Origin of the sequence: Haloarcula sp. S1AR25-4, from assembly GCF_031624555.1 — an archaeon.
Lineage (GTDB): Archaea > Halobacteriota > Halobacteria > Halobacteriales > Haloarculaceae > Haloarcula > Haloarcula pellucida.
Genome location: NZ_JAMQOR010000001.1, coordinates 37,240 through 59,355 on the forward strand (window position 1 = coordinate 37,240; position 22,116 = coordinate 59,355).

At 67.2% G+C, this 22,116-nt stretch carries 30 protein-coding genes and 2 tRNA genes; 24 read left to right on the forward strand and 8 right to left on the reverse strand.

What is annotated here, in order from left to right; genetic code table 11:
- Positions 1-44 precede the first annotated feature (44 nt).
- On the reverse strand, positions 45-668 hold the full coding sequence (locus tag NDI85_RS00200; protein ID WP_188995581.1) for a uracil-DNA glycosylase family protein: 624 nt from the start codon (positions 666-668) through the stop codon (positions 45-47).
- A gap of 113 nt (positions 669-781) precedes the next feature.
- Between NDI85_RS00200 and NDI85_RS00205 the strand changes: the two genes are divergently transcribed.
- From NDI85_RS00205 to NDI85_RS00220, 4 genes are all read left to right on the forward strand, one after another.
- Positions 782-2,332 (forward strand): acyl-CoA carboxylase subunit beta, encoded by a 1,551-nt coding sequence (locus tag NDI85_RS00205; protein ID WP_310914602.1) that lies wholly within the window; start codon positions 782-784, stop codon positions 2,330-2,332.
- A gap of 2 nt (positions 2,333-2,334) precedes the next feature.
- Entirely contained in the window at positions 2,335-2,637 is a 303-nt protein-coding gene (locus NDI85_RS00210) for an acc operon protein (protein WP_310914603.1), read from the forward strand.
- A gap of 314 nt (positions 2,638-2,951) precedes the next feature.
- Positions 2,952-4,802 carry an acetyl-CoA carboxylase biotin carboxylase subunit gene (locus NDI85_RS00215; RefSeq protein ID WP_310914604.1) on the forward strand — a complete coding sequence of 617 codons (1,851 nt, stop codon included), beginning with the start codon at positions 2,952-2,954 and terminating at the stop codon, positions 4,800-4,802.
- A gap of 66 nt (positions 4,803-4,868) precedes the next feature.
- Positions 4,869-5,855, forward strand: coding sequence for a biotin--[acetyl-CoA-carboxylase] ligase (locus NDI85_RS00220; RefSeq protein ID WP_310914605.1), 987 nt, complete (start codon positions 4,869-4,871; stop codon positions 5,853-5,855).
- 26 nt (positions 5,856-5,881) lie between these two features.
- On the opposite strand, the gene NDI85_RS00225 is transcribed toward NDI85_RS00220, so the two are convergent.
- The 5 genes from NDI85_RS00225 to NDI85_RS00245 all read right to left on the reverse strand — a co-directional run bounded on the left by NDI85_RS00225 (position 5,882) and on the right by NDI85_RS00245 (position 9,730).
- Positions 5,882-6,358 (reverse strand): universal stress protein, encoded by a 477-nt coding sequence (locus NDI85_RS00225; RefSeq protein ID WP_188995576.1) that lies wholly within the window; start codon positions 6,356-6,358, stop codon positions 5,882-5,884.
- A 60-nt stretch (positions 6,359-6,418) separates the two neighbouring features.
- Positions 6,419-6,814, reverse strand: coding sequence for an SHOCT domain-containing protein (locus tag NDI85_RS00230; protein WP_188995574.1), 396 nt, complete (start codon positions 6,812-6,814; stop codon positions 6,419-6,421).
- 36 nt (positions 6,815-6,850) lie between these two features.
- Complete coding sequence (locus NDI85_RS00235; RefSeq protein ID WP_188995572.1) at positions 6,851-7,873, reverse strand: amidohydrolase family protein; 1,023 nt, start codon at positions 7,871-7,873, stop codon at positions 6,851-6,853.
- A gap of 21 nt (positions 7,874-7,894) precedes the next feature.
- Positions 7,895-9,118 carry an HD domain-containing protein gene (locus tag NDI85_RS00240; RefSeq protein WP_166970871.1) on the reverse strand — a complete coding sequence of 408 codons (1,224 nt, stop codon included), beginning with the start codon at positions 9,116-9,118 and terminating at the stop codon, positions 7,895-7,897.
- Positions 9,119-9,190: 72 nt separating this feature from the next.
- Positions 9,191-9,730, reverse strand: coding sequence for a dual specificity protein phosphatase family protein (locus tag NDI85_RS00245; RefSeq protein WP_188995570.1), 540 nt, complete (start codon positions 9,728-9,730; stop codon positions 9,191-9,193).
- Positions 9,731-9,887: 157 nt separating this feature from the next.
- On the opposite strand from NDI85_RS00245, the gene cofD reads away from it, so the two are divergent.
- From cofD to NDI85_RS00270, 5 genes are all read left to right on the forward strand, one after another.
- Positions 9,888-10,880: a 2-phospho-L-lactate transferase gene (gene cofD, locus NDI85_RS00250; protein ID WP_310914606.1), complete on the forward strand. Its 993-nt coding sequence runs from the start codon at positions 9,888-9,890 to the stop codon at positions 10,878-10,880.
- The gene (locus NDI85_RS00255) at positions 10,880-11,626 is read left to right on the forward strand and encodes a tRNA-dihydrouridine synthase (RefSeq protein WP_310914607.1); all 747 of its coding nucleotides are present in this window, start codon (positions 10,880-10,882) and stop codon (positions 11,624-11,626) included. Before cofD ends, NDI85_RS00255 begins: the two co-directional genes overlap by 1 nt.
- Positions 11,623-12,462, forward strand: a complete 840-nt coding sequence (locus NDI85_RS00260; RefSeq protein ID WP_310914608.1) for a triphosphoribosyl-dephospho-CoA synthase — start codon at positions 11,623-11,625, stop codon at positions 12,460-12,462. The genes NDI85_RS00255 and NDI85_RS00260 overlap by 4 nt, the downstream gene beginning before the upstream one ends.
- A complete protein-coding gene (locus NDI85_RS00265) occupies positions 12,462-13,046 on the forward strand; it encodes a DUF447 domain-containing protein (RefSeq protein WP_188995561.1) in 585 nt (194 codons plus the stop codon). The genes NDI85_RS00260 and NDI85_RS00265 overlap by 1 nt, the downstream gene beginning before the upstream one ends.
- Before the next feature lie 140 nt (positions 13,047-13,186).
- Complete coding sequence (locus NDI85_RS00270; protein WP_166970859.1) at positions 13,187-13,378, forward strand: 30S ribosomal protein S17e; 192 nt, start codon at positions 13,187-13,189, stop codon at positions 13,376-13,378.
- A gap of 48 nt (positions 13,379-13,426) precedes the next feature.
- On the opposite strand, the gene NDI85_RS00275 is transcribed toward NDI85_RS00270, so the two are convergent.
- Both NDI85_RS00275 and NDI85_RS00280 read right to left on the reverse strand, forming a co-directional pair.
- Entirely contained in the window at positions 13,427-14,488 is a 1,062-nt protein-coding gene (locus NDI85_RS00275; RefSeq protein ID WP_310914609.1) for an Mrp/NBP35 family ATP-binding protein, read from the reverse strand.
- 62 nt (positions 14,489-14,550) lie between these two features.
- The gene (locus NDI85_RS00280) at positions 14,551-14,862 is read right to left on the reverse strand and encodes a hypothetical protein (RefSeq protein WP_310914610.1); all 312 of its coding nucleotides are present in this window, start codon (positions 14,860-14,862) and stop codon (positions 14,551-14,553) included.
- Between the two features lie 195 nt (positions 14,863-15,057).
- Between NDI85_RS00280 and NDI85_RS00285 the strand changes: the two genes are divergently transcribed.
- The 15 genes from NDI85_RS00285 (at position 15,058) to NDI85_RS00355 (ending at position 22,062) form a co-directional block, all read left to right on the forward strand.
- A tRNA-Ser gene (locus NDI85_RS00285) sits at positions 15,058-15,142 on the forward strand.
- A gap of 23 nt (positions 15,143-15,165) precedes the next feature.
- Positions 15,166-15,699 (forward strand): 30S ribosomal protein S13, encoded by a 534-nt coding sequence (locus tag NDI85_RS00290; protein ID WP_188995555.1) that lies wholly within the window; start codon positions 15,166-15,168, stop codon positions 15,697-15,699.
- Positions 15,699-16,211, forward strand: coding sequence for a 30S ribosomal protein S4 (locus tag NDI85_RS00295; RefSeq protein ID WP_188995553.1), 513 nt, complete (start codon positions 15,699-15,701; stop codon positions 16,209-16,211). Before NDI85_RS00290 ends, NDI85_RS00295 begins: the two co-directional genes overlap by 1 nt.
- Positions 16,208-16,600 carry a 30S ribosomal protein S11 gene (locus NDI85_RS00300; RefSeq protein WP_166970851.1) on the forward strand — a complete coding sequence of 131 codons (393 nt, stop codon included), beginning with the start codon at positions 16,208-16,210 and terminating at the stop codon, positions 16,598-16,600. Before NDI85_RS00295 ends, NDI85_RS00300 begins: the two co-directional genes overlap by 4 nt.
- Before the next feature lie 3 nt (positions 16,601-16,603).
- Positions 16,604-17,383, forward strand: a complete 780-nt coding sequence (locus tag NDI85_RS00305) for a DNA-directed RNA polymerase subunit D (protein WP_166970850.1) — start codon at positions 16,604-16,606, stop codon at positions 17,381-17,383.
- A gap of 103 nt (positions 17,384-17,486) precedes the next feature.
- A tRNA-Leu gene (locus tag NDI85_RS00310) sits at positions 17,487-17,571 on the forward strand.
- A 24-nt stretch (positions 17,572-17,595) separates the two neighbouring features.
- Positions 17,596-17,946 carry a 50S ribosomal protein L18e gene (locus NDI85_RS00315; RefSeq protein ID WP_166970848.1) on the forward strand — a complete coding sequence of 117 codons (351 nt, stop codon included), beginning with the start codon at positions 17,596-17,598 and terminating at the stop codon, positions 17,944-17,946.
- Positions 17,943-18,380 carry a 50S ribosomal protein L13 gene (locus NDI85_RS00320; protein WP_188995551.1) on the forward strand — a complete coding sequence of 146 codons (438 nt, stop codon included), beginning with the start codon at positions 17,943-17,945 and terminating at the stop codon, positions 18,378-18,380. The genes NDI85_RS00315 and NDI85_RS00320 overlap by 4 nt, the downstream gene beginning before the upstream one ends.
- Positions 18,374-18,772 (forward strand): 30S ribosomal protein S9, encoded by a 399-nt coding sequence (locus NDI85_RS00325; protein WP_188995549.1) that lies wholly within the window; start codon positions 18,374-18,376, stop codon positions 18,770-18,772. Before NDI85_RS00320 ends, NDI85_RS00325 begins: the two co-directional genes overlap by 7 nt.
- Positions 18,773-18,784: 12 nt before the next feature.
- Positions 18,785-18,985 (forward strand): DNA-directed RNA polymerase subunit N, encoded by a 201-nt coding sequence (locus NDI85_RS00330; protein ID WP_166970841.1) that lies wholly within the window; start codon positions 18,785-18,787, stop codon positions 18,983-18,985.
- Positions 18,982-19,161, forward strand: coding sequence for a DNA-directed RNA polymerase subunit K (locus tag NDI85_RS00335; RefSeq protein ID WP_135303168.1), 180 nt, complete (start codon positions 18,982-18,984; stop codon positions 19,159-19,161). Before NDI85_RS00330 ends, NDI85_RS00335 begins: the two co-directional genes overlap by 4 nt.
- Entirely contained in the window at positions 19,158-20,363 is a 1,206-nt protein-coding gene (gene eno, locus NDI85_RS00340) for a phosphopyruvate hydratase (protein ID WP_310914611.1), read from the forward strand. The genes NDI85_RS00335 and eno overlap by 4 nt, the downstream gene beginning before the upstream one ends.
- Entirely contained in the window at positions 20,360-21,145 is a 786-nt protein-coding gene (rpsB, locus tag NDI85_RS00345) for a 30S ribosomal protein S2 (protein WP_166970836.1), read from the forward strand. Before eno ends, rpsB begins: the two co-directional genes overlap by 4 nt.
- Before the next feature lie 107 nt (positions 21,146-21,252).
- The gene (locus NDI85_RS00350; RefSeq protein WP_188995547.1) at positions 21,253-21,627 is read left to right on the forward strand and encodes a DUF5518 domain-containing protein; all 375 of its coding nucleotides are present in this window, start codon (positions 21,253-21,255) and stop codon (positions 21,625-21,627) included.
- Between the two features lie 54 nt (positions 21,628-21,681).
- On the forward strand, positions 21,682-22,062 hold the full coding sequence (locus NDI85_RS00355; RefSeq protein ID WP_310914612.1) for a DUF5518 domain-containing protein: 381 nt from the start codon (positions 21,682-21,684) through the stop codon (positions 22,060-22,062).
- Positions 22,063-22,116: the final 54 nt, after the last annotated feature.

The following is a 22,116-nucleotide window of genomic DNA, read 5'->3' on the forward strand; positions in this document are numbered from 1 at the left end:
CGCCACCCCGGGCGACGGTCGCCACTGGCTGGCAACCGACGGTATCAGCGGACGCGCCAGACCTCGTCGCCCGGGAGGAACCGACCCAGTTCCGCTTCCTGTCTGTAGTCGGTCGCCAGTAGCGCCGTGAGTGCGGCGACGAGTTCGTCCTCGTCCTCGTCGGTCCACTCGACGGGGTCTTTGACTGGGTAGACGAGCCACCCGCTGCCGCGAACTTCCGTCGCGTGGAGTTCCTCCATGTCGACGGCGTCGGCCGGTTCGGCGGTCATGTTCGCGAAGACGTGCTTCGTCGCGCGTTCGCCGACCGGGAGGAGGACGTGTGAGGTAATGGCCCGGACCTCGGTATCGAACATCGGTTCGTGGTCCGCGTAGTCCGCTTCGGTCGGGACGCGGTCGCCACAGAGGAACAGATACGAGAGGTACGTCTTGTCGACGGTCGGCGGCGTCCCGGCCTCCTGCAGGAGGCCGCCCGCAACGAGCGCGCGCTGGAGTCGCTCGGCGGCAGGGGTCCCGGTGAAGGGGATGCCCGATTCGCTGCCGCCGTGGACGCCGGGGTGGTCACCGATGACGTGGAAGTCCGCGTTCGCATCACCGTAGCCCGGAACGAACGGCTCACACGGCGGCTGGAAGCCAAACGGGTTGTGCTGGGTTGCCGTGATGTTCTTCACGAGGGGAGTCTGGAAGCAGGTCGGGAAAACTCCGACGGTCTCGGGCGGGCAACGCTTTTTTCGGATGCCCCCGACGAGACGGGTATGCTCAGGTCCGGGAGCCGTGATGTCGCGTGAACCACGACGACCGCGTCGAGGACCTCCGCGAACGGAAGGCGGAGGCCGAACGTGGCGGTGGCGAAGAGCGCATCGAGGCCCAACACGAGAAGGGGAAACTCACCGCGCGTGAGCGCATCGACTACTTCCTCGACGACGACACCTTCGTGGAGATCGACGCCCTGCGGGAACACCGCTCGACGAACTTCGACATGGACGAGAAGCACGTTCCGGGCGACGGCGTCGTCGTCGGCTACGGCGAAGTCAACGGCGAACGGGTGTACGTCTTCGCCCACGACTTCACCGTCTTCGGCGGATCGCTCGGCGAGGCCTTCGCCCAGAAGGTCTGTAAGGTGATGGACAAGGCCATCGAGAACGGCGCGCCCATCATCGGGCTGAACGACTCGGCGGGGGCACGCATTCAGGAGGGCATCGACTCGCTGGCTGGCTATGCCGACATCTTCCACCGCAACCAGAAAGCCAGCGGCGTCGTCCCGCAGATTTCGGCCATCATGGGCCCCTGTGCCGGCGGTGCCGTCTACTCGCCGGCCATCACGGACTTCGTCTACATGGTCGAGGAGACCAGCCACATGTTCATCACCGGCCCGGACGTCATCGAGACGGTCACCGGCGAGGAAGTCGGCTTCGACGAACTGGGTGGGGCACAAACCCACGCCACGGAGTCCGGTGTCGCCCACTTCACGGCCGCGGACGAGAAGGCGGCGATGGACGACATCCGCTATCTCCTCTCGTATCTCCCGCAGAACAACGTCGCGGACCCGCCGCGCGTCGACCCGTGGGACGACCCGGAGCGCCGGGACGAGAGTCTCGTCGAGACGGTGCCCGACGAGCCACAGAAGCCGTACGACATGGTGGACGTGATAGACGGCGTGTTGGACGAGGACTCCTTCTTCGAGGTGGCCGAGGGGTTCGCGCGTAACATCGTCACCGGGTTCGCCCGACTCGACGGCCACAGCGTCGGCGTCGTGGGCAACCAACCGCGCGTGAACGCCGGGACGCTGGACATCGACGCCTCGCGGAAGGGTGCGCGGTTCGTCCGCTTCTGTGACGCCTTCAACATCCCCATTCTGACGTTCGTCGACGTGCCGGGGTTCATGCCCGGCAAGGACCAGGAGCGCAACGCCATCATCAACCACGGCGCGAAACTGCTGTACGCCTACAGCGAGGCGACGGTGCCGTTGCTGACTGTCATCACGCGCAAGGCCTACGGCGGTGCCTACGACGTGATGGCCTCGAAGCACATCGGCGCAGACGCCAACTACGCGTGGCCCACCGCCGAGATAGCGGTGATGGGGCCGCAGGGCGCCGTAAACGTCCTCTACGACGACGAACTCGCCGACGCCGAGGACGTCGAGGCCCGCCGGCAGGAACTCATCGACGAGTACCGCGACGCCTTCGCCAACCCCTATACCGCCGCCGAACGCGGCTTCGTCGACGACGTGCTGGAACCGAAAGACACCCGACCGCGACTCGTCGAGGACCTCGACCTCCTGCGGGGCAAGCGAAGCGACCAACCGGACCGCAAACACGGGAACATCCCACTGTGACCATGGCTACCGATACCGCAGACACCGTCGACGGCGCGCTGGTGGCGGAGATAGCGGCCCAACTCCCGGACGCGTCGACGGACGAGGCGGCGGCCATCGCCGTCGCCGTCGGCGCGCATCTCACGGACCGTAAGCGGGCCGCCGCCGCGGCTGCGGCGGCTGCGGCGGCCGGCGGCGAATCGTGGGACGGCAAGGAGTGGTCGTTCTCCGAGCGCGTCGAAGGGACACAGAAGCGCCACGTCAGGGTCCGCGAGGAGGCGCCGACGGACCCGTGGAGTGCGGCCGGGCGGACAGACCGGATGTAACGGTTCGGCCGCCCAGCTCCGCCAGTTCGGTGGCCAGCAGCGGCAGGCTCTCCCGGCCTTCGAGCGTCTCCAGCCACGCCGCCGGTACCCCGTCGATGCCGAAGCGTGCGCCGGCGACGGTCACCGCGCCGATGGTATCGGCGTCGCCGCCGAGACGATGGCCGCTCGCAGCGAACCGGCGGCGAGGATGTGGACACCTCCGCGAGCGGTCCGTTCGTCCATGTCCGACCGCTCGTGTACCGTGGAAAAAAAGAGCGGTCGGTCGATTCGCCGCTCCGCATAGTTTTATGGGCCAACTCTCGGTATGGTGGGATATGTTCGACAAAGTACTCGTCGCCAACCGCGGTGAAATCGCGGTCCGGGTCATGCGCGCGTGCGAGGAGTTGGGCATTGGGACGGTTGCTGTCTACTCTGAGGCCGACAAACACTCGGGGCACGTCCGCTACGCCGACGAGGCGTACAACGTGGGGCCGGCACGAGCGGCCGACTCGTATCTGGACCAAGAGGCGATTATCGACGCCGCAAAGCAGTCCGGCGCCGACGCCATCCACCCCGGCTACGGCTTCCTCGCCGAGAACGCCGACTTCGCCCGGAAGGTAGAGGACACGGACGGCGTCAAATGGATCGGACCGGCCGGCGACGCGATGGAGAAACTGGGCGAGAAGACGAAGGCCCGGAAGATCATGCAATCGGCGGACGTTCCCATCGTCCCCGGGACGACGGACCCCGTCGACGACCCCGAGGAAGTCGTCGAGTTCGGTGAGGAGCACGGTTTCCCCGTGGCCATCAAGGCCGAAGGTGGCGGCGGTGGCCGCGGGATGAAGATCGTCCGCGATCCCGACGAGATAGCGGAGCAACTCGAATCCGCCAAACGCGAGGGTGAGGCGTACTTCTCGAACGACTCCGTCTATCTCGAACGGTTCCTCGAGAACCCCCGTCACATCGAGATCCAGATCATCGCAGACCACGAGGGCAACGTCCGCCACCTCGGCGAGCGTGACTGCTCGCTCCAGCGTCGCCACCAGAAGGTCATCGAGGAAGGCCCGTCGCCCGCGCTCTCTGATGAACTCCGCGAGAAGATCGGCGAGGCCGCGCGCCGGGGCGTCCGCGCAGCGGACTACTACAACGCCGGGACCGTCGAGTTCCTCGTCGAGGAAGATACCGACCGCGAACCCGGGGAAGTGCTGGGGCCGGAGACGAACTTCTACTTCCTCGAAGTCAACACGCGTATTCAGGTCGAACACTGTGTCACCGAGGAGATTACCGGTATCGACATCGTCAAATGGCAGATCCGGGTCGCCCAAGACGAGGAACTGAGATTCGAACAGGACGACGTGGAGATCGACGGCCACGCGATGGAGTTCCGGATCAACGCCGAAAACGCCGCCAAGGACTTCGCACCGGCGAATCAGGGCTCGCTGGAGACCTACGACCCGCCCGGCGGGATCGGCGTCCGACTCGACGACGCGCTCCGCCAGGGCGACGACCTCGTGACCGACTACGACTCGATGGTCGCAAAGCTCATCGTCTACGCGTCCGACCGCGACGAGGTCATCGAACGCGGCAAGCGCGCGCTCGCGGAGTACGACATCGAAGGGTTCCCGACGGTCATCCCGTTCCACCGGCTGATGCTCACCGACGAGGAGTTCGTCGGCGGCACCCACACGACGAAGTACCTCGACGAGACGCTCGAAAAGTCCCGAATCGAGGAGGCCCAAGAGCGCTGGGGCACGGAGACGGAGACGAGCGCCGACGAGGACGAGGAGGTCGTCGAACGCGAGTTCACTGTCGAGGTCAACGGCAAGCGCTTCGAGGTGGACTTAGAAGAGCGCGGCGCGCCGCCCATCAACGTCGGCGACGTCGACGTCGGCGGCGGTGACCGGCCACAGCGACCGGGCGAGAGCGGCGGGTCCGACGGCGGCGGGGGCGGCGGGTCCAGCGCCGAGGGCCAAGAAGTCACCGCGGAGATGCAGGGGACCATCCTCGAAGTGTCCGTCGACGAGGGCGACGAGGTCGAATCCGGCGACGTCCTCTGTGTGTTGGAGGCGATGAAGATGGAAAACGACATCGTCGCCGAACGCGGCGGCGTCATCAACGACGTCGCCATCGGCGAGGGCGACTCAGTCGACATGGGCGACCTCCTGTTCGTCATCGGGTCCGAATAAGCGCCGAAGCGACGGCGTCTCGGTCGAGTGGCGCCCTTTTTCCCGGTCGCCGTCGAAGCGACTGGCATGAACGAGACACGCCATCGGGTTCTCGACGCGCTCTCTGACGGCCCGGTCTCGGGACCGGCGCTGGCCGAGGACCTCGGTATCTCGCGGTCCGCGGTCTGGAAACACGTCGAGGCGCTTCGGGCGGCGGGATTCCAAATCGAGAGCGACGACGCGGGCTACTCGCTTGCCGAGGTGCCCGAATTCGGTGGTGAGGCCGTCGAATACGGCCTCGACGCGCCCTTCGACGTCGAGTACCACGACAGCATTCCGAGTACGAACGCCCGGGCCCGTGACCTCGCGGCCGGAGGCGCGGAGGACGTCGTCGTTCTCGCGGACGAACAGACTGGCGGCCGGGGACGCCTCGACCGGGACTGGGTGTCACCGAGCGGCGGTATCTGGCTTTCCATCCTCTTCCGGCCCGACGTGCCGATGGCCCACGCGCCGGTGTACACGCTCGCCGCCGCCGTCGCGGCGACCCGCGCGGCACGCGAGGCGGGCGTCGAGGCGACCATCAAGTGGCCGAACGACGTCCTCGTGAGTGTCACGAGTGCGGGCACGTCGTCAGCGGACGATGACGACGTGCTGGTCGACGGCGAGGAGCGGAAACTGGTCGGTATCCTCACCGAAATGGAGGGCGAGGCCGACCGGATCTCGTGGGTGGTCGTCGGCATCGGCGTCAACGCCAACGTCGACCCGGACTCGCTACCGAGTGAGGCGAACCCGACGAGTCTGCAGGCGGTCCGCGGCGAGGCAGTCGACAGGCGCCTGTTCACCCAGCGCCTCGTCGAGACGTTCGACGCGCTCCGGCAGACGCCCGAGTCCGTGCTGGACGAGTGGCGCGAATACGCGACGACGCTCGGGAAACGTGTCCGCGTCGAGACGCCGACGGGCGTCGTGGAGGGCGACGCCGTCGACGTCGAGTTCCCGGGACGACTGGTGGTCGAGACCGACGACGGACGCCAGACCGTCTCCGCCGGCGACTGCGAACACCTCCGGCCGGTGTAGCGGCCGCAGTCTGCGGGCGGGGTAGTTCACTGCGTGACGCTCGCTTCCGGTTCGTCGTCTCCCGGGCCGACGTCCGTGTCGCCGACCGGAACCGTCACCACCGGGACCGGCGACGACCTGACGACGCGTTCGGCGACGCTGCCGAGCAAGATCCGGTCGAGCCCTCCTCGGCCGTGGGTTCCCATCACGATGGTGTCACAACCGTTCTCGCGGGCGTACTCGACGATCTGCTTGCTCGGTGCCCCCTCCTCGGTGGCCGTCACGACTTCGAGGTCGCCGGTCATCGTTTCGAGGGATTCGAGCGCGAGTTCGCCCTCCTCTCGGAGCATCTCGGTGACGCCGTCCCACGTCGTCTCGACGGGCAACGTCGCGTAGCTACCCGTGTCGACGACGTACAGTCCGTGTACCTCGGCGTCGTGGAACCGCGCGAGTTCGACGGCGTGGTCCACGACTCGGGACATCCCCTCGGACCCGTCTGTCGGCACCAGTATCCGGTCGTACATACCCCACAGTACGACGGCGGCGCGTTTAGTTATTCGCCAATTGGTACCACACACCGTGCCTCAGTTCAGTTCTGACTCGCGCTCGTCGTCACCGTCGCCGGCCGCCTCGTCCATCACCTGTTCGAGTTCGCGCTCTAACTCGCGCTCGGTGAGTGCGCCGTCCCTGTACTTCTCGGTCAGTCGGTCGACGGCGTCCGCGTCGGCCGCGGGGCCGTATTCGGCGGGCGCCTCCGCCGGCGATTCGTCGCTGCCGAGGAGAGACGACCCGGCCCAGTAGACCGCGTAGCCGACGCCGACGACGAGGAGGGCGGTCATCAGCAGGGACAGGAGCGCCGCGAGTAGATTCTGGAGGACGGCGAGCACCGCGGCGGCGACGCTGAGAGCGACGAGCAGGGCCACACCGGCGAGCAACACTCGCCAAAGTGTGCCGAGGGCGCGGTCAGTGGTGGAGGACATCACGCTCCCCTTGCAGTCCGTGGCCGATAAACGTGGCTACGACTCGGGGAGAACGACCCGTTCCACGTCGGACGCTCCGGCGCGGCGGACGACCGCTCGGATGGGGTTGTGCGCCCCTGTGAGGTTGTCCGAGTCGCCGTCCAGAACGAGCAGGCTGGCCGGCCGCCCCTCCTCGATGAGGCCGCAATCGAGACCGGCCAGTTCGGCCCCGTTGACCGTCGCCATCCGCAGGACGTCCCGCGCAGAGAGGTCGTACAGTTTCGCGGTGAACTCCATCTCGCGGAACATCGACGGACTGTTGAGAAAGACGTTGTCCGTCCCCAGCGCCACCGTCGTCCGCTCGGCCAGTTCCTCGACCGGTGGCTTCCCGACACCCGTGACGAGGTTCGACCGCGGACAGACGGCGACCGGAATCTCACTGTCGGCGACGCGTTCGAGGTGGAGACGCTTCGCGTGGACCATGTGGACGAGGAAATCGGGGTCTAAGTCCAGCGCCGGGTTGATGTCCGAACTGTCCACCTCGCCGGCGTGGATGCCGAACAGTTTGCCGGCCTCGCGGGTCGCCCGGCGTTCCGGCCCGAACTCGGCGTCGTTGGCGCCGCTGGCGCCGAAGCCGTCGGCCATCTCCATCGCCTCGACCGTCTCGCGACCGAGGACGACGCTCCGGAGCGGCGAATCGGCAAGTGCCGCGCGGATGGCACGCACGCCCTCGACGCCGCCCTCGCGGAACTCGACGAACGCGCCGGTCCCGGACTGGTGCATGTACGACAGCGACCGGACCATCCCCTCGACCAGTTCGGACCGGTCGGCCTGCCGGAGGAGACGGTGTTTCAGGCCGTCGGGCGGCGCGACGAGTTCCTCAAGCGAGAGGCCCTCGCCGGCCTCCTTCGCGATGGAGTCGCCGATGTGGGTGTGGGCGTTGACGAACGCCGGGCAGACGATGGCGTCGCTGTCGACGCTGTCCGCCTCGATAGCGGCGATCTCGCCGTCTTCGACGACGACTCGCCCCTCGATAGGTTCGAACGTCCGGCCGCGGAGAATCGTCCCTTCGATACTCATGTACTCCTCTCCACTCGATGCTCAGTTAAATTCGTCGAGGGTCGCGTGGATACCCGGTCGGACGTCCCGGACCCGCGCGCCGTCTAAGTCGAGGCCGAGTTCGCGGATGGCGACGTCGCCCACACGGTCGCTGTCGTCCTCGGGGGCGTAGACGCCCAGACGCCACTGGTCACGCTGGGCGGCGCGGATGGCGTTGACGAGCGTCGACTGCTCGCCGAGGCGGCGCACCTCGCCGTTGACGAGGACGCGACTCGTGGACTCGGTCATCGACGGTTCCGAGGGGACGTCGAGGACCACCGAGTCGGGGTCGACGTTCGCGCTGTCGGCGATGGCGTGTTCCCACGTCCGGATATCACGGTGGTCGGCCGCGACTAATTCGTCGGGGACGGCGGTCCGTTCGGCCCAGACGGAGCGCTTATACAGATCTCGCTCGCTCAGCCGACGGGCGTATTCGGCCGTCTCGTCGCACTGCCGCAGGCGGACGAGCAAGTCGGCGTCGTCCCACCGGCGCAGGTCCGAGGCCGTCACGTTCGTCGCGGTCAGTAGCCGTTCGGCCCCGCGGCGGAGCATCGATTTGGCGATGCGGGCGACGTGGTGGGCGTAGACGGTCGGGTTCATCAACGCACGAGCGAGCAACAGCGACTCAGCGGTCTGGACGTTCCCCTCGTCTAAGACGAGTTCGCCGTCGACGAAGCGCAACTCCCGGACCAGCCGTTCGTGGTCGATAGTGCCGTAGGGGACGCCGGTGTGGTGGGCGTCGCGGACGAGGTAGTCCATCCGGTCGACGTCGAGTTCGCCCGAGACCAGTTGGCCGAGTTCGCCGTCACCGGCGACGAGATCGGCCACCCGGTCGGTATTCAGGCCGTGGTCGGTGAGCACGCGAGCGACCTCGCCGCGGTCCAGCAGGTCGTGGACGTCGTCGTGGTACTTTCCCGTCTTGCGGTGGATGACCGCCTCGACGTTGTGGCTGAACGGGGAGTGACCCACGTCGTGCAGGAGGGCGGCGGCACGGACCCGCTCGGCCTGCTGGCCCTCGATACCCAGATGCGAGAGCGCCCGGTCGGCGAGGTAATAGACGCCGAGCGAGTGTTCGAACCGGGTGTGGTTGGCCGACGGATAGACCAGCGTCACGGTCCCGAGCTGCTTGACCCGGCGGAGGCGCTGGACGGGCGGGGTCTCCAGCAGGTCGGCGGCGACGCCCTCGACCGCGATGTGGTCGTGGACGCTGTCCTTGATGGTGGTCATCGCGTGTCGGTTCGTGAGCCGTCGGCAAAACGGTACTGCCACATCTCGTGACTGTACCGGCCCGAACGGTGGTCAGAGTCGTGCGACCGACCCCAGTAACTCGAGGAGGGCGTCCTCGTCGGCGTCGCCGTACTCGACGGCGTCCATCGGGTCACGCCCCATCTGCTGGACCGTCTCGATGGCCCGCCTCGGGCCGTAGTCGCGGTTGTATACGAGCCACGCGGCCAGTACCTGTCCCGTCCGTCCGATGCCGGCCAGACAGTGGACGACGGTGCGAACCTCGGTATCTACCGACGTCGCCAAAAACGGCAACACCTCCTCGTGGAGGGCTTCCTTCCCGATGAGTTGCTGGTCGGGGACCGGGACGTGGAGGACGTTCGACTCGCCGAACGCGTCGGCGTACCGCTCTACGTTCGACCCGGATTCGTCTAACTGTGTCCCCGCGAGGAGACAGCAGACGCGCTCTACTTGACAGTCGCGAACAGACTGTATCCAGTCCGAGAGGGCCGCGTCGTGGCTGGCAGCACTGTGCCAGCCGGGTGCGCACGCGCCGAAGACGTACTTTTCGTCGGGGGCTGCGGGGGCGAACCTGTGGGCGTGAATCCTACGCATGACTGCTGTTGTCCACTGCCTCTCAGGCCACTAACTTCAGTCTCCCCCCTCGGTTCTCACGACTGATTATCAGCCGACTGACGGGACTGTGTGGGGCGAACTGCCCGCTGTCCGGGCAGGGCCACGTTTATAGGTTCACTCACCCCTACGTCGGCGTATGGTGACGTTCCTTGCCGGCGGGACGGGGACGCCGAAACTCCTCGCCGGCGCCGACGACGTGTTCGACCCCGGGGCCACGACAGTCGTCGCCAACACCGGCGACGACGTGGAACTCGGGGGCCACCTCGTCTGTCCCGACCTCGATACGGTCCTCTTTCTCGACGGGGGCGAACTCGACCGGGAGACGTGGTGGGGTATCGCCGACGACACGGCCGAGACACACGCCGAACTCCACCGCCTCGCCGAGGCCGCCGGCCTGTCGACCGGTCCCCAGTACCTCTCCGACGACGCACAGACGGCGGGCCGCGATATCGCCCACTGGCGGCGATTCTCCGGCGTCGCCGAGTTCATGCACATCGGCGACCGGGACCGGGCGGTCCACGTCACGCGGACTTCGCTGCTGGACGCGGGGCACTCGCTGACGGACGTCACGCGGACGCTCGCCGACGCGTTCGGCCTCGACCGGACGCTCCTGCCGATGAGCGACGACCCGGTGGCGACCATCGTCCACACGCCGCAGGGCCCGATGCACTTTCAGGAGTGGTGGGTCGGGCGGAACGGCGACCCAGCGGTCGACGACGTGGCGTTTCGCGGCAGCGAGACGGCCACGGCCACCGACGCCGTCCTGACCGCCCTCTCGGACCCGGTGGTCGTCGGTCCCTCGAACCCCGTCACGTCGCTCGGGCCGATGCTCGCCGTCGAAGGCATTCGGGACGCGCTCGCCGAGACGCCGGTCGTCGCCGTCTCGCCGTTCGTCGAGGACGAGGTGTTCTCGGGGCCCGCAGCGGACCTGATGGAGGGCGTCGGCCGCGAGGCTAGTACCGCCGGCGTCGCCGAGAGCTACCCCTTCGCGGACGCGTTCGTCCTCGACACCGAGGACGGCACCGACCTCGACAGGCCGGTGGTCCGCACGGACACGACGCTCGACGGCCCCGGAGACGCCGACCGAGTGGCCCGCGCGGTGACCGACGCCCTCTCGGAGGTGGCCTGATGTTCGAGCCACGGGTCGCGCTGGCGAGTCTCAGCGGCGAGGCGGACGCCGCGTGGGCCCGCGCCGTCGAGGACCACGTCGGGTGTGCCTTCCTCGGGGGTGTCGCGCTGGACAGCCCCACGCGTGCGGCCGCCCGCGAGATGGTGGACCGCGACCGCTCGGAGTTCCTGCCGGAGGACCCGGTCGCTTTCGTCGACGCGCAACTGGCCGCACTGGCTGGCGCGCCGATTCGACCCGCGTTCAACGTCCGGAGTGCGTCGATCGACCCGATAGCGCGCGCGGCCCGGGTCTGTCGGGACCACGGCGCTCTCCTCGAAGTGAACGCGCACTGCCGACAGGAGGAAATGTGCGCCGCCGGTGCCGGTGAGTCACTCCTTCGAGACGCCGACCGCCTCGCCGAACAGGTCGCCGCCGCGAGCGAGGCGGGGGCGACCGTCTCGGTCAAGGTCCGGACCGAGGTGGCGGGCGTCGACCTGCCCGAGGTCACACGAACTGCAGCGGCGGCAGGTGCGGACGCCGTCCACGTCGACGCCATGGACTCCGAGGCCGTCGTCGGCGACGTGGTCGAAGCGACGGACTGCTTCGTCATCGCGAACAACGGCGTCCGTGACCGGGAGAGCGCGACCGAGTACTTCGAGTACGGGGCCGACGCGGTCAGCGTCGGGCGGGCGAGCGACGACCCTGCGGTCCTGCGGGAAGTCCGGGCCGCCGCCGACGACTTGACCGGTCGCGAGGTGGTACGGTGAGCGACCGCTCGACGGACCAGAACGCCGAACTGGCGCTGTTGCTGGAGGTCAGCGGGACGCCAAAACCCGGCAACGTCGACAGAGAACGGGAGTACGACGACCTCCGGTTCGAGCACTTCCTGGCCGGCGCCGTCGGCGCTCGCCCCGGCCTCGAACTCGCGGCTGACGGCGAACGTGTGGGCCACGCCTTCGAACGAGCAGTCGAAGGGATGTCCGGCCAGTCGGGCGGCAACACCCAGTTCGGCGCGCTCTTGGTGTTGACGCCGCTGGTCGCGGCCGCGAGCGCGGACGACCTGACGACAGCCGGCGTCGAGCGAGTGGTCGCTCAGACCACCGTGGCCGACGCCGCCGACTTCTACCGCGCGTTCGAGCACGTCGACGTGGCCGTCGACGACCCGCCAGAGGGACTCGAACCGCTGGACGTGCGCCGCGGACGCGAGGCGATACCGACGTTGGAGAAGCGGGGGCTGACGCTGTCGGACGTGATGGCCCAGAGCGCGGACGTCGACGGCGTCGCCGCCGAGTGGTCGAGCGGGTTCGAACGCGTCTTCGAGGCCGCCGAGGGGATACTGGACGACGAGGGGCCGGTCGCCGACCGCGCCTCGCGTGCGTTCCTCCGCTTACTGGCCGCGGAGGTCGACACCTTCGTCGTCACGCGGAACGACCGCGAGACGGCCGCGGAGGTTCAGCGACGAGCGCAGGCGGTGCTGGACGGCGAGGAGGACGCGACGGAACTGGCCGCGGAGTTCGTCGCCCGCGACGTGAACCCTGGGACGACAGCCGACCTCGTCGCCGGGGCGCTGTTCGTCGCGCTGGAACGGGGGCTGGTCGTCTGATGGGCGAGACGGACTGGCCGGCCGAACTCGCCGGCGTCACCGAGTCCGTCGTGACGACGCTGGGACCCAACGACCGCTGGAACGTCGCGGCGTTGGGCCTCACGGCACCCGACGGCGACGGTCCCGTGACGGCGACGACGTGGGGCCGGACCCGCACGTGGCGGAACTTCCGGGAGCGCGGCGAGGGGTACGTCCAGTTCACCCGCGACCCGGTCGACTTCGCGGAGGCGGCGCTCTCCGTCCGCGAGGAGGCCGACCCGGTTTTAGAGCGCGCCGACGCGTGGGTCCGGGTCGGCGTCGAGCGACTGGCCGACGGTGAGGAAGGCGGGACACAGTGGGTCGAGTGGGCGCTCCGGCCAGTCGAGAGCGGCGTCGAACGACGCGTCGTCCCGACGACGAACCGGGGCCACGCCGCAGTGGTCGAAGCGACCGTCGCGGCCTCACGGCTGGACGTACCGACCTACGACCGCGAGACGCTACTGGATCGGCTCGCGTACTTCGAGTCGGTGGTCGAGACGGCCGGCAGCGAGCGCGAACGGGAGGCGTTCGAGCGCGTCCGGGACCTCGTCGACGCCGAGTGGTGAGACACCGCCCGGCACGAATCGCTCGACACCGCGATCGAAGCCGCTATAACGGGACCGCTGGCGCCGCATCGGGTGATAACGGTTCGCGTCCCGGCGTGGAAGTCGAACCCTTTTTGAACGCCACCTAGCAAGATGCACGCATGGCAATCAAACCCGCCTACGTCAAGAAGACCGGGACACTGCTGATGGAGCGATACCCCGACGCGTTCGGTGCCGACTTCGAGCACAACAAGGACGTCGTCGAGGAAGTCACGAACATCGAGTCCAAGGGCGTGCGCAACCGCATCGCCGGCTACGTCACCCGTAAGTACAACAACCCGGTCGAAGCGTAACTCGGTCTTTCTCTCTACCGCCTCGTCTCGGACAGCGGCGGCACCGCCCTACTGCTCGGCCTCGGCGGCCCGCGAGTCGGACTGGCGCTTGCGGTGGATGATACCCTGCATGTTCGCGGTGCGGGCGGCGATGTCGCGGAACGCCTCGCCCGTCTCGTCGTCCTCGTCGAGGACCAGCGGCTGACCGCTGTCGCCGCCCTCGCGGACGTCCGGGTCCAGCGGGATCTCGCCGAGGAACGGCATATCGTTCTCGTCGGCGAACCTCCGGCCGCCGCCGCTGCCGAAGATGTCGTGGTCGCCGCCACAGTCCGGGCAGACGAACGTGGACATGTTCTCGACGATACCCAGCACGGGCGTCTCGTGGCGGCCGAACATCCGCAGGCCCTTGCGGGCGTCGTCGAGCGCGACTTCCTGCGGCGTGGTGACGATGACGGCCCCGGAGACGGGGACGCGCTGGAGCATCGTCAGTTGCGTGTCGCCGGTCCCCGGCGGCAGGTCCACGACCATGTAGTCGAGGCTCCCCCACAGCACGTCGTCCCACAGTTGGGTGAGGACGTTGTCGACCATCGGCCCACGGAAGATGACCGGGTCGTCCTTCCCGACGAGGAAGTCCATGCTCATCAGTTTCATCCCGTACTTCTCGACGGGGATTATCTCCTCGTCCTCGGTGGCGCGGGGCGACTCGTCGGCGTTGAGCATCCGGGGGACGTTCGGCCCGTACACGTCAGCGTCGAACAGGCCGACCCGGGCGCCGAGCCGCGAGAGGCCGGCCGCGAGATTGACGGCGACGGTCGACTTCCCGACGCCGCCCTTGCCCGAGGCGACAGCGATGACGTTCTTGACCTCGGGGAGCGGGTCCTCGGCCTCGGGCACGCCGCGGTCGACGCTGGCCGAGAGGTCCACCTCGCGGTCGAGGTCCGAGAGCGCCTCCCGGACCTCGTTGGCCATGCTCGTCTCCGTCGGCGAGTAGGGCGCGCCGAGCGCGAGGTCGATACGAACCTCGTCGTCTGTGACCTCGATGCTGTTGATGAGACCCAGCGACACGATGTCGTCGCCGAGGTCCGGGTCCTGGACGGTCCGGAGACGCTCACGGACGTCGTCTTCGTTCATGTCTCCGGGTAGGCCCCGGAGGTGCGATAAGGATTGTGACAGGACCGGGCGTCCGCCGTCGGTCAGGGCCGACGGAACGTGTACGTGACTTGCCCCCCGTCCGACCTGCCCTCGACGTGCAGTTCCCCCGCGTCGTGGTCGAAGACGAGGCGGTCGGCCGGTGCGTCGAAGGCGTGCAGCGGCATCCCCGTCGCCACGCGGCCCTCGGGGCTGACCGAGACGTACGTCGAGGCGCCGAACTCCGCGGTGAGCGTGCCGTCGTCGCGCTCGGTGACGCGGTTCGGGCCCGCGAACCGTTCGAGGTGGCTCCGAACGGCTTCGCTGTCGGTCGGGTCGACTGTGGTGCCGCCGTCGGCACGCGCGATAGTTTTCACGTCGGGTCGTACGGCCGCCAGCGCCGAAGCAGTTGTGCCGCTCGTCCGTGGGGAATACTCACGTATGCGCCGTTCTCACGGGGGGAGCGCCTTCCGTTGCGTTTAAATACAACCCCGGAATAGCTTGGGACAGACTCGTGTAGGGGGACGCGCCCCCGAGTCCGCGTGCCGCGGGCGCGAGTATCAGAAGCACGTGTCGTGGTAGCCAAGCCTGGCCCAAGGCGCAGGGTTGCTAACTCTGTGGCGTACAGCCTCCTGGGTTCGAATCCCAGCCACGACGCTCACCCAACCGATTACCCATATATGAGTGCAGAAGACCCCAACGCGGGCGAGGACGCGGATGCCGAAGAAGAGGAGGACATCCGCTATTTCGTCCGTATCGGACAGACCGACCTCGACGGTACCAAGTCCGTCGAGCGAGCACTGACAGAACTGAACGGCATCGGCCACCGCGCCGCCCGCATCATCGCCCAGCAGGCTGATGTAGACCGTCGCGCGGTGTTCGGGAAGCTCGACGACGACGTCATCGACTCCGTCGTCGAGGCCGTCGAGAACTACGCCGACGAGGTCCCCGAGTGGATGACCAACCACCAGAAGGACTACTTCACCGGTGAGACCACCCACGAGACCGGGAACGACCTCCAGCTCACCCGTCGGCAGGACATCAACCGAATGAAGATGATCGACTCCTACCGCGGCGTCCGCCACAAGCGCGGCCAGAAGGTCCGCGGTCAGCGAACGAAGTCCACCGGTCGTACCGAGGGGACCATCGGCGTCAACGTCGAGGCGATCAAGGAAGAGCAGGCTGAGGAAGCCGCCGCGGAGGATGACGAATAATGGCACTCGGCTCCAACACCAAGTTCTACGAGACGCCGAACCACCCGTTCCAGGGCGAGCGAATCGCCGACGAGAGCAATCTGCTGGGACGCTACGGTCTGAAGAACAAAGAGGAACTCTGGCGTGCCCAGTCCGAGCTTCGTGGCTACCGCCGCGAGGCCCGGAAACTGCTCGGCCAGACCACCCAGACGGACGAGGCCGACGAGTTCCTCGCCCGCCTGAAGCGCTACGGTATCCTCAGCGAGCAGGACACGCTCGACGACGTCCTGTCGCTCGCCGTCACCGACGTCCTCGAACGCCGACTCCAGACCGTCGTCTACCGCAAGGGCTACGCGAACACGCCCGAGCAGGCCCGTCAGTTCATCGTCCACGGCCACATCGTGCTGGGCGGCCAGCGCGTCACGCGCCCGTCGATGAAGGTCGAAGTCGCCGTCGAGGACACCGTCGGCTTCGACGAGAACAGCTCGCTTGCGGACGAACTGCACCCTGAGCGCGCGGAGGCACAAGAATGAGCGAAGCAGAAAACGACGGCATCTGGGGCGTCGCACACGTCCACGCATCGTTCAACAACACCATCATCACTATCACCGACCAGACCGGCGCGGAGACGCTCGCAAAGAGCTCCGGCGGGACGGTCGTCAAGCAGAATCGCGACGAGGCGTCGCCGTACGCCGCCATGCAGATGGCCGAAGTCGTCGCCGAGAAGGCCCTCGACCGCGGTGTCGAAGGCGTCGACGTTCGCGTCCGCGGCCCCGGTGGGAACCAGCAGACCTCCCCCGGTCCGGGCGCGCAGGCGACCATCCGAGCGCTGGCCCGTGCCGGCCTCGAAATCGGTCGCATCGAGGACGTCACGCCGACGCCGCACGACGGCACTCGCGCACCGAAAAACTCCGGATTCTAACCCATGACACAGGACTACGAGGTTGAGTTCGTCGAACGCGGCGAGCGGGAGTCGCTCGTACTGATTCGGGGCATCACGCCGGCGTTCGCCAACGGCATCCGCCGGGCGATGATCGCCGACGTGCCCACGTTCAGTATCGATACGGTCCGCGTCATCGAGAACACCAGCGTGATGTTCAACGAGCAGATCGGCCTCCGACTGGGGCTGGTCCCGCTCACCACCGACCTCGACGACTTCGAGATCGGTGACGAGGTGACGCTGTCGCTCTCCGTGGACGGGCCGGCGACGGCCTACTCCAGCGACCTCGTCTCCAGTGACGGGCTGGTGAAACCGGCCGACGACAACGTCCCCATCATCGACCTCAAGGACGGCCAGCGCCTCGAAGTCGAGGCCGACGCCGTCCTCGATACGGGGAAAGAACACGCCAAACATCAGGGCGGCGTGGCCGTCGGCTACCGACACCTCCAGCGTGTCGAAGTCGTCGGCGAGAAGAGCGAGTTCGAGGACGACGAGCCCAACATCCTCCGCGGCGTCATCGAGGAGGGTGCGGCCGAACACGCCGCCGTCGACGCGACGGACGGCGACCTCGTGCCGACCGACGACTTCGGCAACGACCTCTCCCAGCGCTATCCGGGCAAGGAGGTCGAGGTCACCGACGTCGAGAACGCCTTCGTGTTCCACGTCGAGACCGACGGCTCGTTCACCACCGACGAACTGGTCCTGCGCGCGGTCGAGACGCTGCGTGACCGCGCGACCGAACTGAAAGACGCAGTCCAACTGTAACGCCACATGCCCCGAAACACCCTTTCGACGCCGATGACCGCCCGCCCCCCGAGCGCGAGGACCGAAGGGGTTTTTACGGGGCACGCAAAACGCATGAATGCAAGCAGGGATAGCCAAGTCTGGCCAACGGCGCAGCGTTCAGGGCGCTGTCCCGTAGGGGTCCGCAGGTTCAAATCCTGCTCCCTGCACTTTTCCTACAAAGGAGGAACTCTATGAGCAAGACGAACCCGAGACTCAGTAGTCTCATCGCCGACCTGAAGTCGGCCGCCCGCTCTGCGGGTGGCAACGTCTGGGGCGACGTCGCCGAGCGCCTCGAGAAGCCACGGCGCACACACGCGGAAGTCAACCTGGGCCGTATCGAACGGTACGCACAGGAAGACGAGACCGTCGTTGTGCCGGGCAAGGTACTCGGCTCCGGTGTCCTGCAGAAGGACATCACCGTCGCCGCAGTCGACTTCTCCGGAACCGCCGAGAAGAAGATCGAACAGGTCGGAGAGGCTATATCGCTCGAACAGGCAATTGAAAACAACCCCGAAGGCTCCCACGTGCGGGTGATCCGATGAGCCTCGCCGAATTCGACGCCGACGTCGTCGTCGACGCCCGTGACTGTATCATGGGCCGTGTCGCGTCCGCGGTGGCCGAGGAGGCCCTCGACGGACAGACCGTCGCCGTCGTCAACGCCGAACGCGCAGTCATCACCGGCCGCGAAGAGCAGATCGTAGAGAAGTACAAGAAGCGCATCGACATCGGTGACGACAACGCGTACTTCTACCCCAAGCGCCCGGACGGTATCTTCAAGCGCGCCATTCGCGGTATGCTGCCCCACAAGAAGCAGCGCGGCCGCGAGGCATTCGAGAACGTCCGCGTGTACGTCGGGAACCCACACGACGAGGACGGCGACGTCCTCGAAGGGACCTCGCTGGACCGACTGTCGAACATCAAGTTCGTCTCGCTCGGCGACGTGAGCGAGGCACTCGGAGCGAACAAGACATGGTAACGAACACGTCTGGCAAGAAGAAGACTGCCGTCGCCCGCGCGACGATTCGCGAGGGCGAGGGACGCGTGCGTATCGACTCCCAGCCCGTCGAACTGGTCGACCCGGAACTGGCACAGCTGAAGATGCTGGAGCCGTTCCGCATCGCGGAGGACGACCTCCGTGACGACGTCGACGTCGACGTGTCCGTCGAAGGTGGCGGTGTCATGGGGCAGGCAGACGCCGCCCGAACCGCCATCGCTCGCGGACTCGTCGACTTCACGAACGACGCGGAACTCCGTGACGCGTTCATGGAGTTCGACCGCTCGCTGCTGGTCAACGACGTTCGCCAGTCCGAACCCAAGAAGTGGGGCGGCCCCGGCGCTCGGGCCCGCTACCAGAAGTCCTACCGCTGAGGTGATTCAGATATGATGGTACCGGTCCGGTGTTTCACCTGTGGTAACGTCGTCGGCGAGCACTGGGAGGAGTTCAAGGCCCGCACCCGCGAAGCCGAAGAGCCAGAGGACCCCGAAATGGTCCTCGACGAACTCGGCGTCGAGCGGCACTGCTGTCGCCGAATGCTCGTCTCGCACAAAGACCTCGTCGACATCGTCGCGCCCTACCAATGAACGCACAGGAGAGCCGATACGAGAAGGCCCGCAAACTCGGCGCGCGAGCGCTGCAGTTGGCCCACGGCGCACCCGTGCTCATCGAGACGGAGCACACCCAGCCCATCCTCATCGCGGCCGAGGAGTACGACGCTGGCGTGTTGCCGTTCACAGTCAAGCGAGGTGACCACAAATGACGCTAATTACCGACGTACGACTCCGCCGCGTCCTCGACTCGCGTGGAAACGCGACCGTGGAAGCCGACGTCCTCACGGAGAGTGGGGGCTTCGGTCGCGGCAAGGCACCGAGCGGCGCAAGCACCGGCGAGTACGAGGCGATCGAACTGCCGGCTCAGGAAGCAATCGCGAACGCTCGCGACGACGCGCTTCCGCGCCTCATCGGTGAAGTCCACGCCGGGAACCAACGTGACGTCGACGCGGCGCTCCACGCCGCCGACGGCACGGACGACTTCTCCGGTATCGGTGCCAACTCCGCCGTCGCCATCTCGATGGCGGCCGCGAAGGCCGGTGCCGACGTGCTGGGCGCACCGCTGTTCCAGCACCTCGGCGGCACCTTCCGTGGCAACGAGTACCCGACGCCGCTGGGTAACATCATCGGCGGCGGCGAACACGCCGCGGACGCCACCAACATTCAGGAATTCCTCGCGGCCCCCGTCGGCGCGCCGAGCGTCAAGGAGGCCGTCTTCGCCAACGCCGCGGTCCATCAGGAGGTCCACGACATCCTGGCCGACCGCGACCTGCCAGCGGGTAAGGGCGACGAGGGCGCCTGGGCACCTTCGATCTCGGACGACGAAGCGTTCGAGATCATGGACGAGGCCGTCGAGACGGTGGCCGACGACTTCGGCTTCGCTATCGCGTTCGGCCTCGACGTCGCTGGTGCCGAACTGTACGACGAGGACGAGGGCGGCTACGTCTACGACGACGGCGTGAAGTCGACCGACGAACAGATCGACTACATCGCCGAGAAAGTCGAGGCGTACGACCTCGTCTACGTCGAGGACCCACTCGACGAGAACGACTACGAGGCCTTCGCCGACCTGACCGACCGCGTCGGCGATCAGACGCTCGTCTGCGGTGACGACCTGTTCGTCACGAACGTCGAGCGACTGGAGGCCGGTATCAGCGCCGGTGCGGGCAACTCCATCCTCATCAAGCCCAACCAGATCGGGACGCTCACGGACGCGGTGGACGCCATCGAACTCGCGACCCGAAACGGCTACGAATCCGTCGTCTCCCACCGGAGCGGCGAGACCGAGGACACCACTATTGCACACCTCGCCGTGGCGACCAGCGCGCCGTTCATCAAGACGGGCGCGGTCGGTGGCGAGCGCACAGCCAAGCTGAACGAACTCATCCGTATCGAGGACAACGCAGTATGAGCGGCAACGAAAAAGAGGGTCTCGACGCGTCCGAGTCCGACTTCGACCCGTCCGAGGAGGACGACGAAGCGGTCGACGCAGAGGCCGAGACGGCAGCCGAACAGCCCGCCGACGCCGAGGAGGCCGAGGCAGAGACAACCGAGGACGAGGAAGACGCCGGACCCCAGCTCGACGAGGACGTCATGCCCGACGAGCAGTCCGAGGCCGACCTCCTCATCCCCGTCGAGGACTACCTCGGCGCCGGTGTCCACATCGGGACCCAGCAGAAGACCCAGGACATGGAGCGGTTCATCCACCGCGTCCGTGACGACGGGCTCTACGTGCTGGACGTCTCGATGACGGACTCGCGCATCCGCACCGCCGCGGACTTCCTGGCCAACTACGACCCCGAGCAGATTCTCGTGGCGTCCTCGCGCCAGTACGGTCGGTTCCCGGCCGAGAAGTTCGCCGACGCCGTCGGCGCCCGTGCTCGCACGGGCCGGTTCATCCCCGGCACGCTGACGAACCCGGACTACGACGGCTACATCGAACCCGACGTCGTGGTCGTCACCGACCCGATCGGTGACTCACAGGCCGTCAAGGAGGCCATCACGGTCGGCATCCCGGTCATCGCGATGTGTGACTCCAACAACACCACGTCGAACGTCGACCTGGTCGTCCCGACGAACAACAAGGGGCGAAAGGCGCTGTCGGTCGTCTACTGGCTGCTGGCCAACGAGACGCTCGACCGCCGCGGTGCCGAACCGTCCTACGGTCTCGAGGACTTCGAGTCCGAACTCTAACGCAGGCGTTCGATACCTTCACTTTCTCTCTACACGGCGCGACAGTGGCGACGATAGGCGTCGCTACGGCACAAGACATAGGACAGCCCCCCGAGTACCGGTCGCCGATGGCAGAACAAGATACCCTCCTCAACGCGGTTATCGGGGCTGTCGCGACAGCTATCCTGAGTGGTTTCCCCTTCGCACCGGTGTTCGGCGGCGCACTCGCCGGCTATCTGGAAGGTGGTGACCGAGACGACGGCCTCCGAGTCGGCGCGATCTCCGGGGCCATCGGCCTCGTGTTCACGCTGGTCGTGTTCGCCTTCGTGGGACTGGTCTTCCTCGGATTCCTGCTCGGCGGGATGCCGATGCATCTGGGGGCGGTCGGTGTCGTCTTCCTCGTCGGCGCGGCGGTGTTCGCCGCCGTCTACGTCGTCGGTCTGAGCGCGCTCGGCGGGTGGTTGGGCAACTACGTGAAGTACGACACCGACCTCGGAAACTGACCGGCGACGGTGTGGCCAGCTATATTACACCGGCTGTCGACAGACACAGACGAGATGCGTGAGACGCTCGTCGACGCCGGCTGGGGTGCGTTGGTGACAGTCGCACTCTCGTTCGTCCCGTTCTCGTCGGTCATCGGTGGGGCTGTCGCCGCCAACAGACACGGCAGCGATTACGCGAGTGGGCTGGGGCTGGGGCTGCTTGCGGGCGTCGGCGCGATGGTGCCGTTGCTGGTGCTGTTCGTCCCGGCGCTGTCCATCGCCGGGGCGATCGGATTCGGTATCCACCCGTCCTCGCCGGCGTACGAACTCTTTCTCGCGCTCGTGTTCGCGTTCTTTCTCGCGTACACGGTCGGACTGAGCGCACTCGGTGGCCTTGGCGGCGTCTGGGCGGCGCGACATACGGAGTGGCAGCTAGACCCCGGCCGCTGGCTCTGACCCGCCTTCGGCCCGTAACCGGGCGATTTGGCATGCGATTCAAACGTGTCCAGT

Coding starts and splice junctions, on each gene's coding strand:
- NDI85_RS00210 (WP_310914603.1), top strand. CDS start 2,335: ATGGCTACCGATACCGCAGACACCGTCGACGGCGCGCTGGTGGCGGAG.
- NDI85_RS00215 (WP_310914604.1), top strand. CDS start 2,952: ATGTTCGACAAAGTACTCGTCGCCAACCGCGGTGAAATCGCGGTCCGG.
- NDI85_RS00220 (WP_310914605.1), top strand. CDS start 4,869: ATGAACGAGACACGCCATCGGGTTCTCGACGCGCTCTCTGACGGCCCG.
- NDI85_RS00225 (WP_188995576.1), bottom strand. CDS start 6,358: ATGTACGACCGGATACTGGTGCCGACAGACGGGTCCGAGGGGATGTCC.
- NDI85_RS00230 (WP_188995574.1), bottom strand. CDS start 6,814: ATGTCCTCCACCACTGACCGCGCCCTCGGCACACTTTGGCGAGTGTTG.
- NDI85_RS00235 (WP_188995572.1), bottom strand. CDS start 7,873: ATGAGTATCGAAGGGACGATTCTCCGCGGCCGGACGTTCGAACCTATC.
- NDI85_RS00240 (WP_166970871.1), bottom strand. CDS start 9,118: ATGACCACCATCAAGGACAGCGTCCACGACCACATCGCGGTCGAGGGC.
- NDI85_RS00245 (WP_188995570.1), bottom strand. CDS start 9,730: ATGCGTAGGATTCACGCCCACAGGTTCGCCCCCGCAGCCCCCGACGAA.
- cofD (WP_310914606.1), top strand. CDS start 9,888: ATGGTGACGTTCCTTGCCGGCGGGACGGGGACGCCGAAACTCCTCGCC.
- NDI85_RS00255 (WP_310914607.1), top strand. CDS start 10,880: ATGTTCGAGCCACGGGTCGCGCTGGCGAGTCTCAGCGGCGAGGCGGAC.
- NDI85_RS00265 (WP_188995561.1), top strand. CDS start 12,462: ATGGGCGAGACGGACTGGCCGGCCGAACTCGCCGGCGTCACCGAGTCC.
- NDI85_RS00270 (WP_166970859.1), top strand. CDS start 13,187: ATGGCAATCAAACCCGCCTACGTCAAGAAGACCGGGACACTGCTGATG.
- NDI85_RS00275 (WP_310914609.1), bottom strand. CDS start 14,488: ATGAACGAAGACGACGTCCGTGAGCGTCTCCGGACCGTCCAGGACCCG.
- NDI85_RS00290 (WP_188995555.1), top strand. CDS start 15,166: ATGAGTGCAGAAGACCCCAACGCGGGCGAGGACGCGGATGCCGAAGAA.
- NDI85_RS00295 (WP_188995553.1), top strand. CDS start 15,699: ATGGCACTCGGCTCCAACACCAAGTTCTACGAGACGCCGAACCACCCG.
- NDI85_RS00300 (WP_166970851.1), top strand. CDS start 16,208: ATGAGCGAAGCAGAAAACGACGGCATCTGGGGCGTCGCACACGTCCAC.
- NDI85_RS00305 (WP_166970850.1), top strand. CDS start 16,604: ATGACACAGGACTACGAGGTTGAGTTCGTCGAACGCGGCGAGCGGGAG.
- NDI85_RS00315 (WP_166970848.1), top strand. CDS start 17,596: ATGAGCAAGACGAACCCGAGACTCAGTAGTCTCATCGCCGACCTGAAG.
- NDI85_RS00320 (WP_188995551.1), top strand. CDS start 17,943: ATGAGCCTCGCCGAATTCGACGCCGACGTCGTCGTCGACGCCCGTGAC.
- NDI85_RS00325 (WP_188995549.1), top strand. CDS start 18,374: ATGGTAACGAACACGTCTGGCAAGAAGAAGACTGCCGTCGCCCGCGCG.
- NDI85_RS00330 (WP_166970841.1), top strand. CDS start 18,785: ATGATGGTACCGGTCCGGTGTTTCACCTGTGGTAACGTCGTCGGCGAG.
- NDI85_RS00335 (WP_135303168.1), top strand. CDS start 18,982: ATGAACGCACAGGAGAGCCGATACGAGAAGGCCCGCAAACTCGGCGCG.
- eno (WP_310914611.1), top strand. CDS start 19,158: ATGACGCTAATTACCGACGTACGACTCCGCCGCGTCCTCGACTCGCGT.
- rpsB (WP_166970836.1), top strand. CDS start 20,360: ATGAGCGGCAACGAAAAAGAGGGTCTCGACGCGTCCGAGTCCGACTTC.
- NDI85_RS00350 (WP_188995547.1), top strand. CDS start 21,253: ATGGCAGAACAAGATACCCTCCTCAACGCGGTTATCGGGGCTGTCGCG.
- NDI85_RS00355 (WP_310914612.1), top strand. CDS start 21,682: ATGCGTGAGACGCTCGTCGACGCCGGCTGGGGTGCGTTGGTGACAGTC.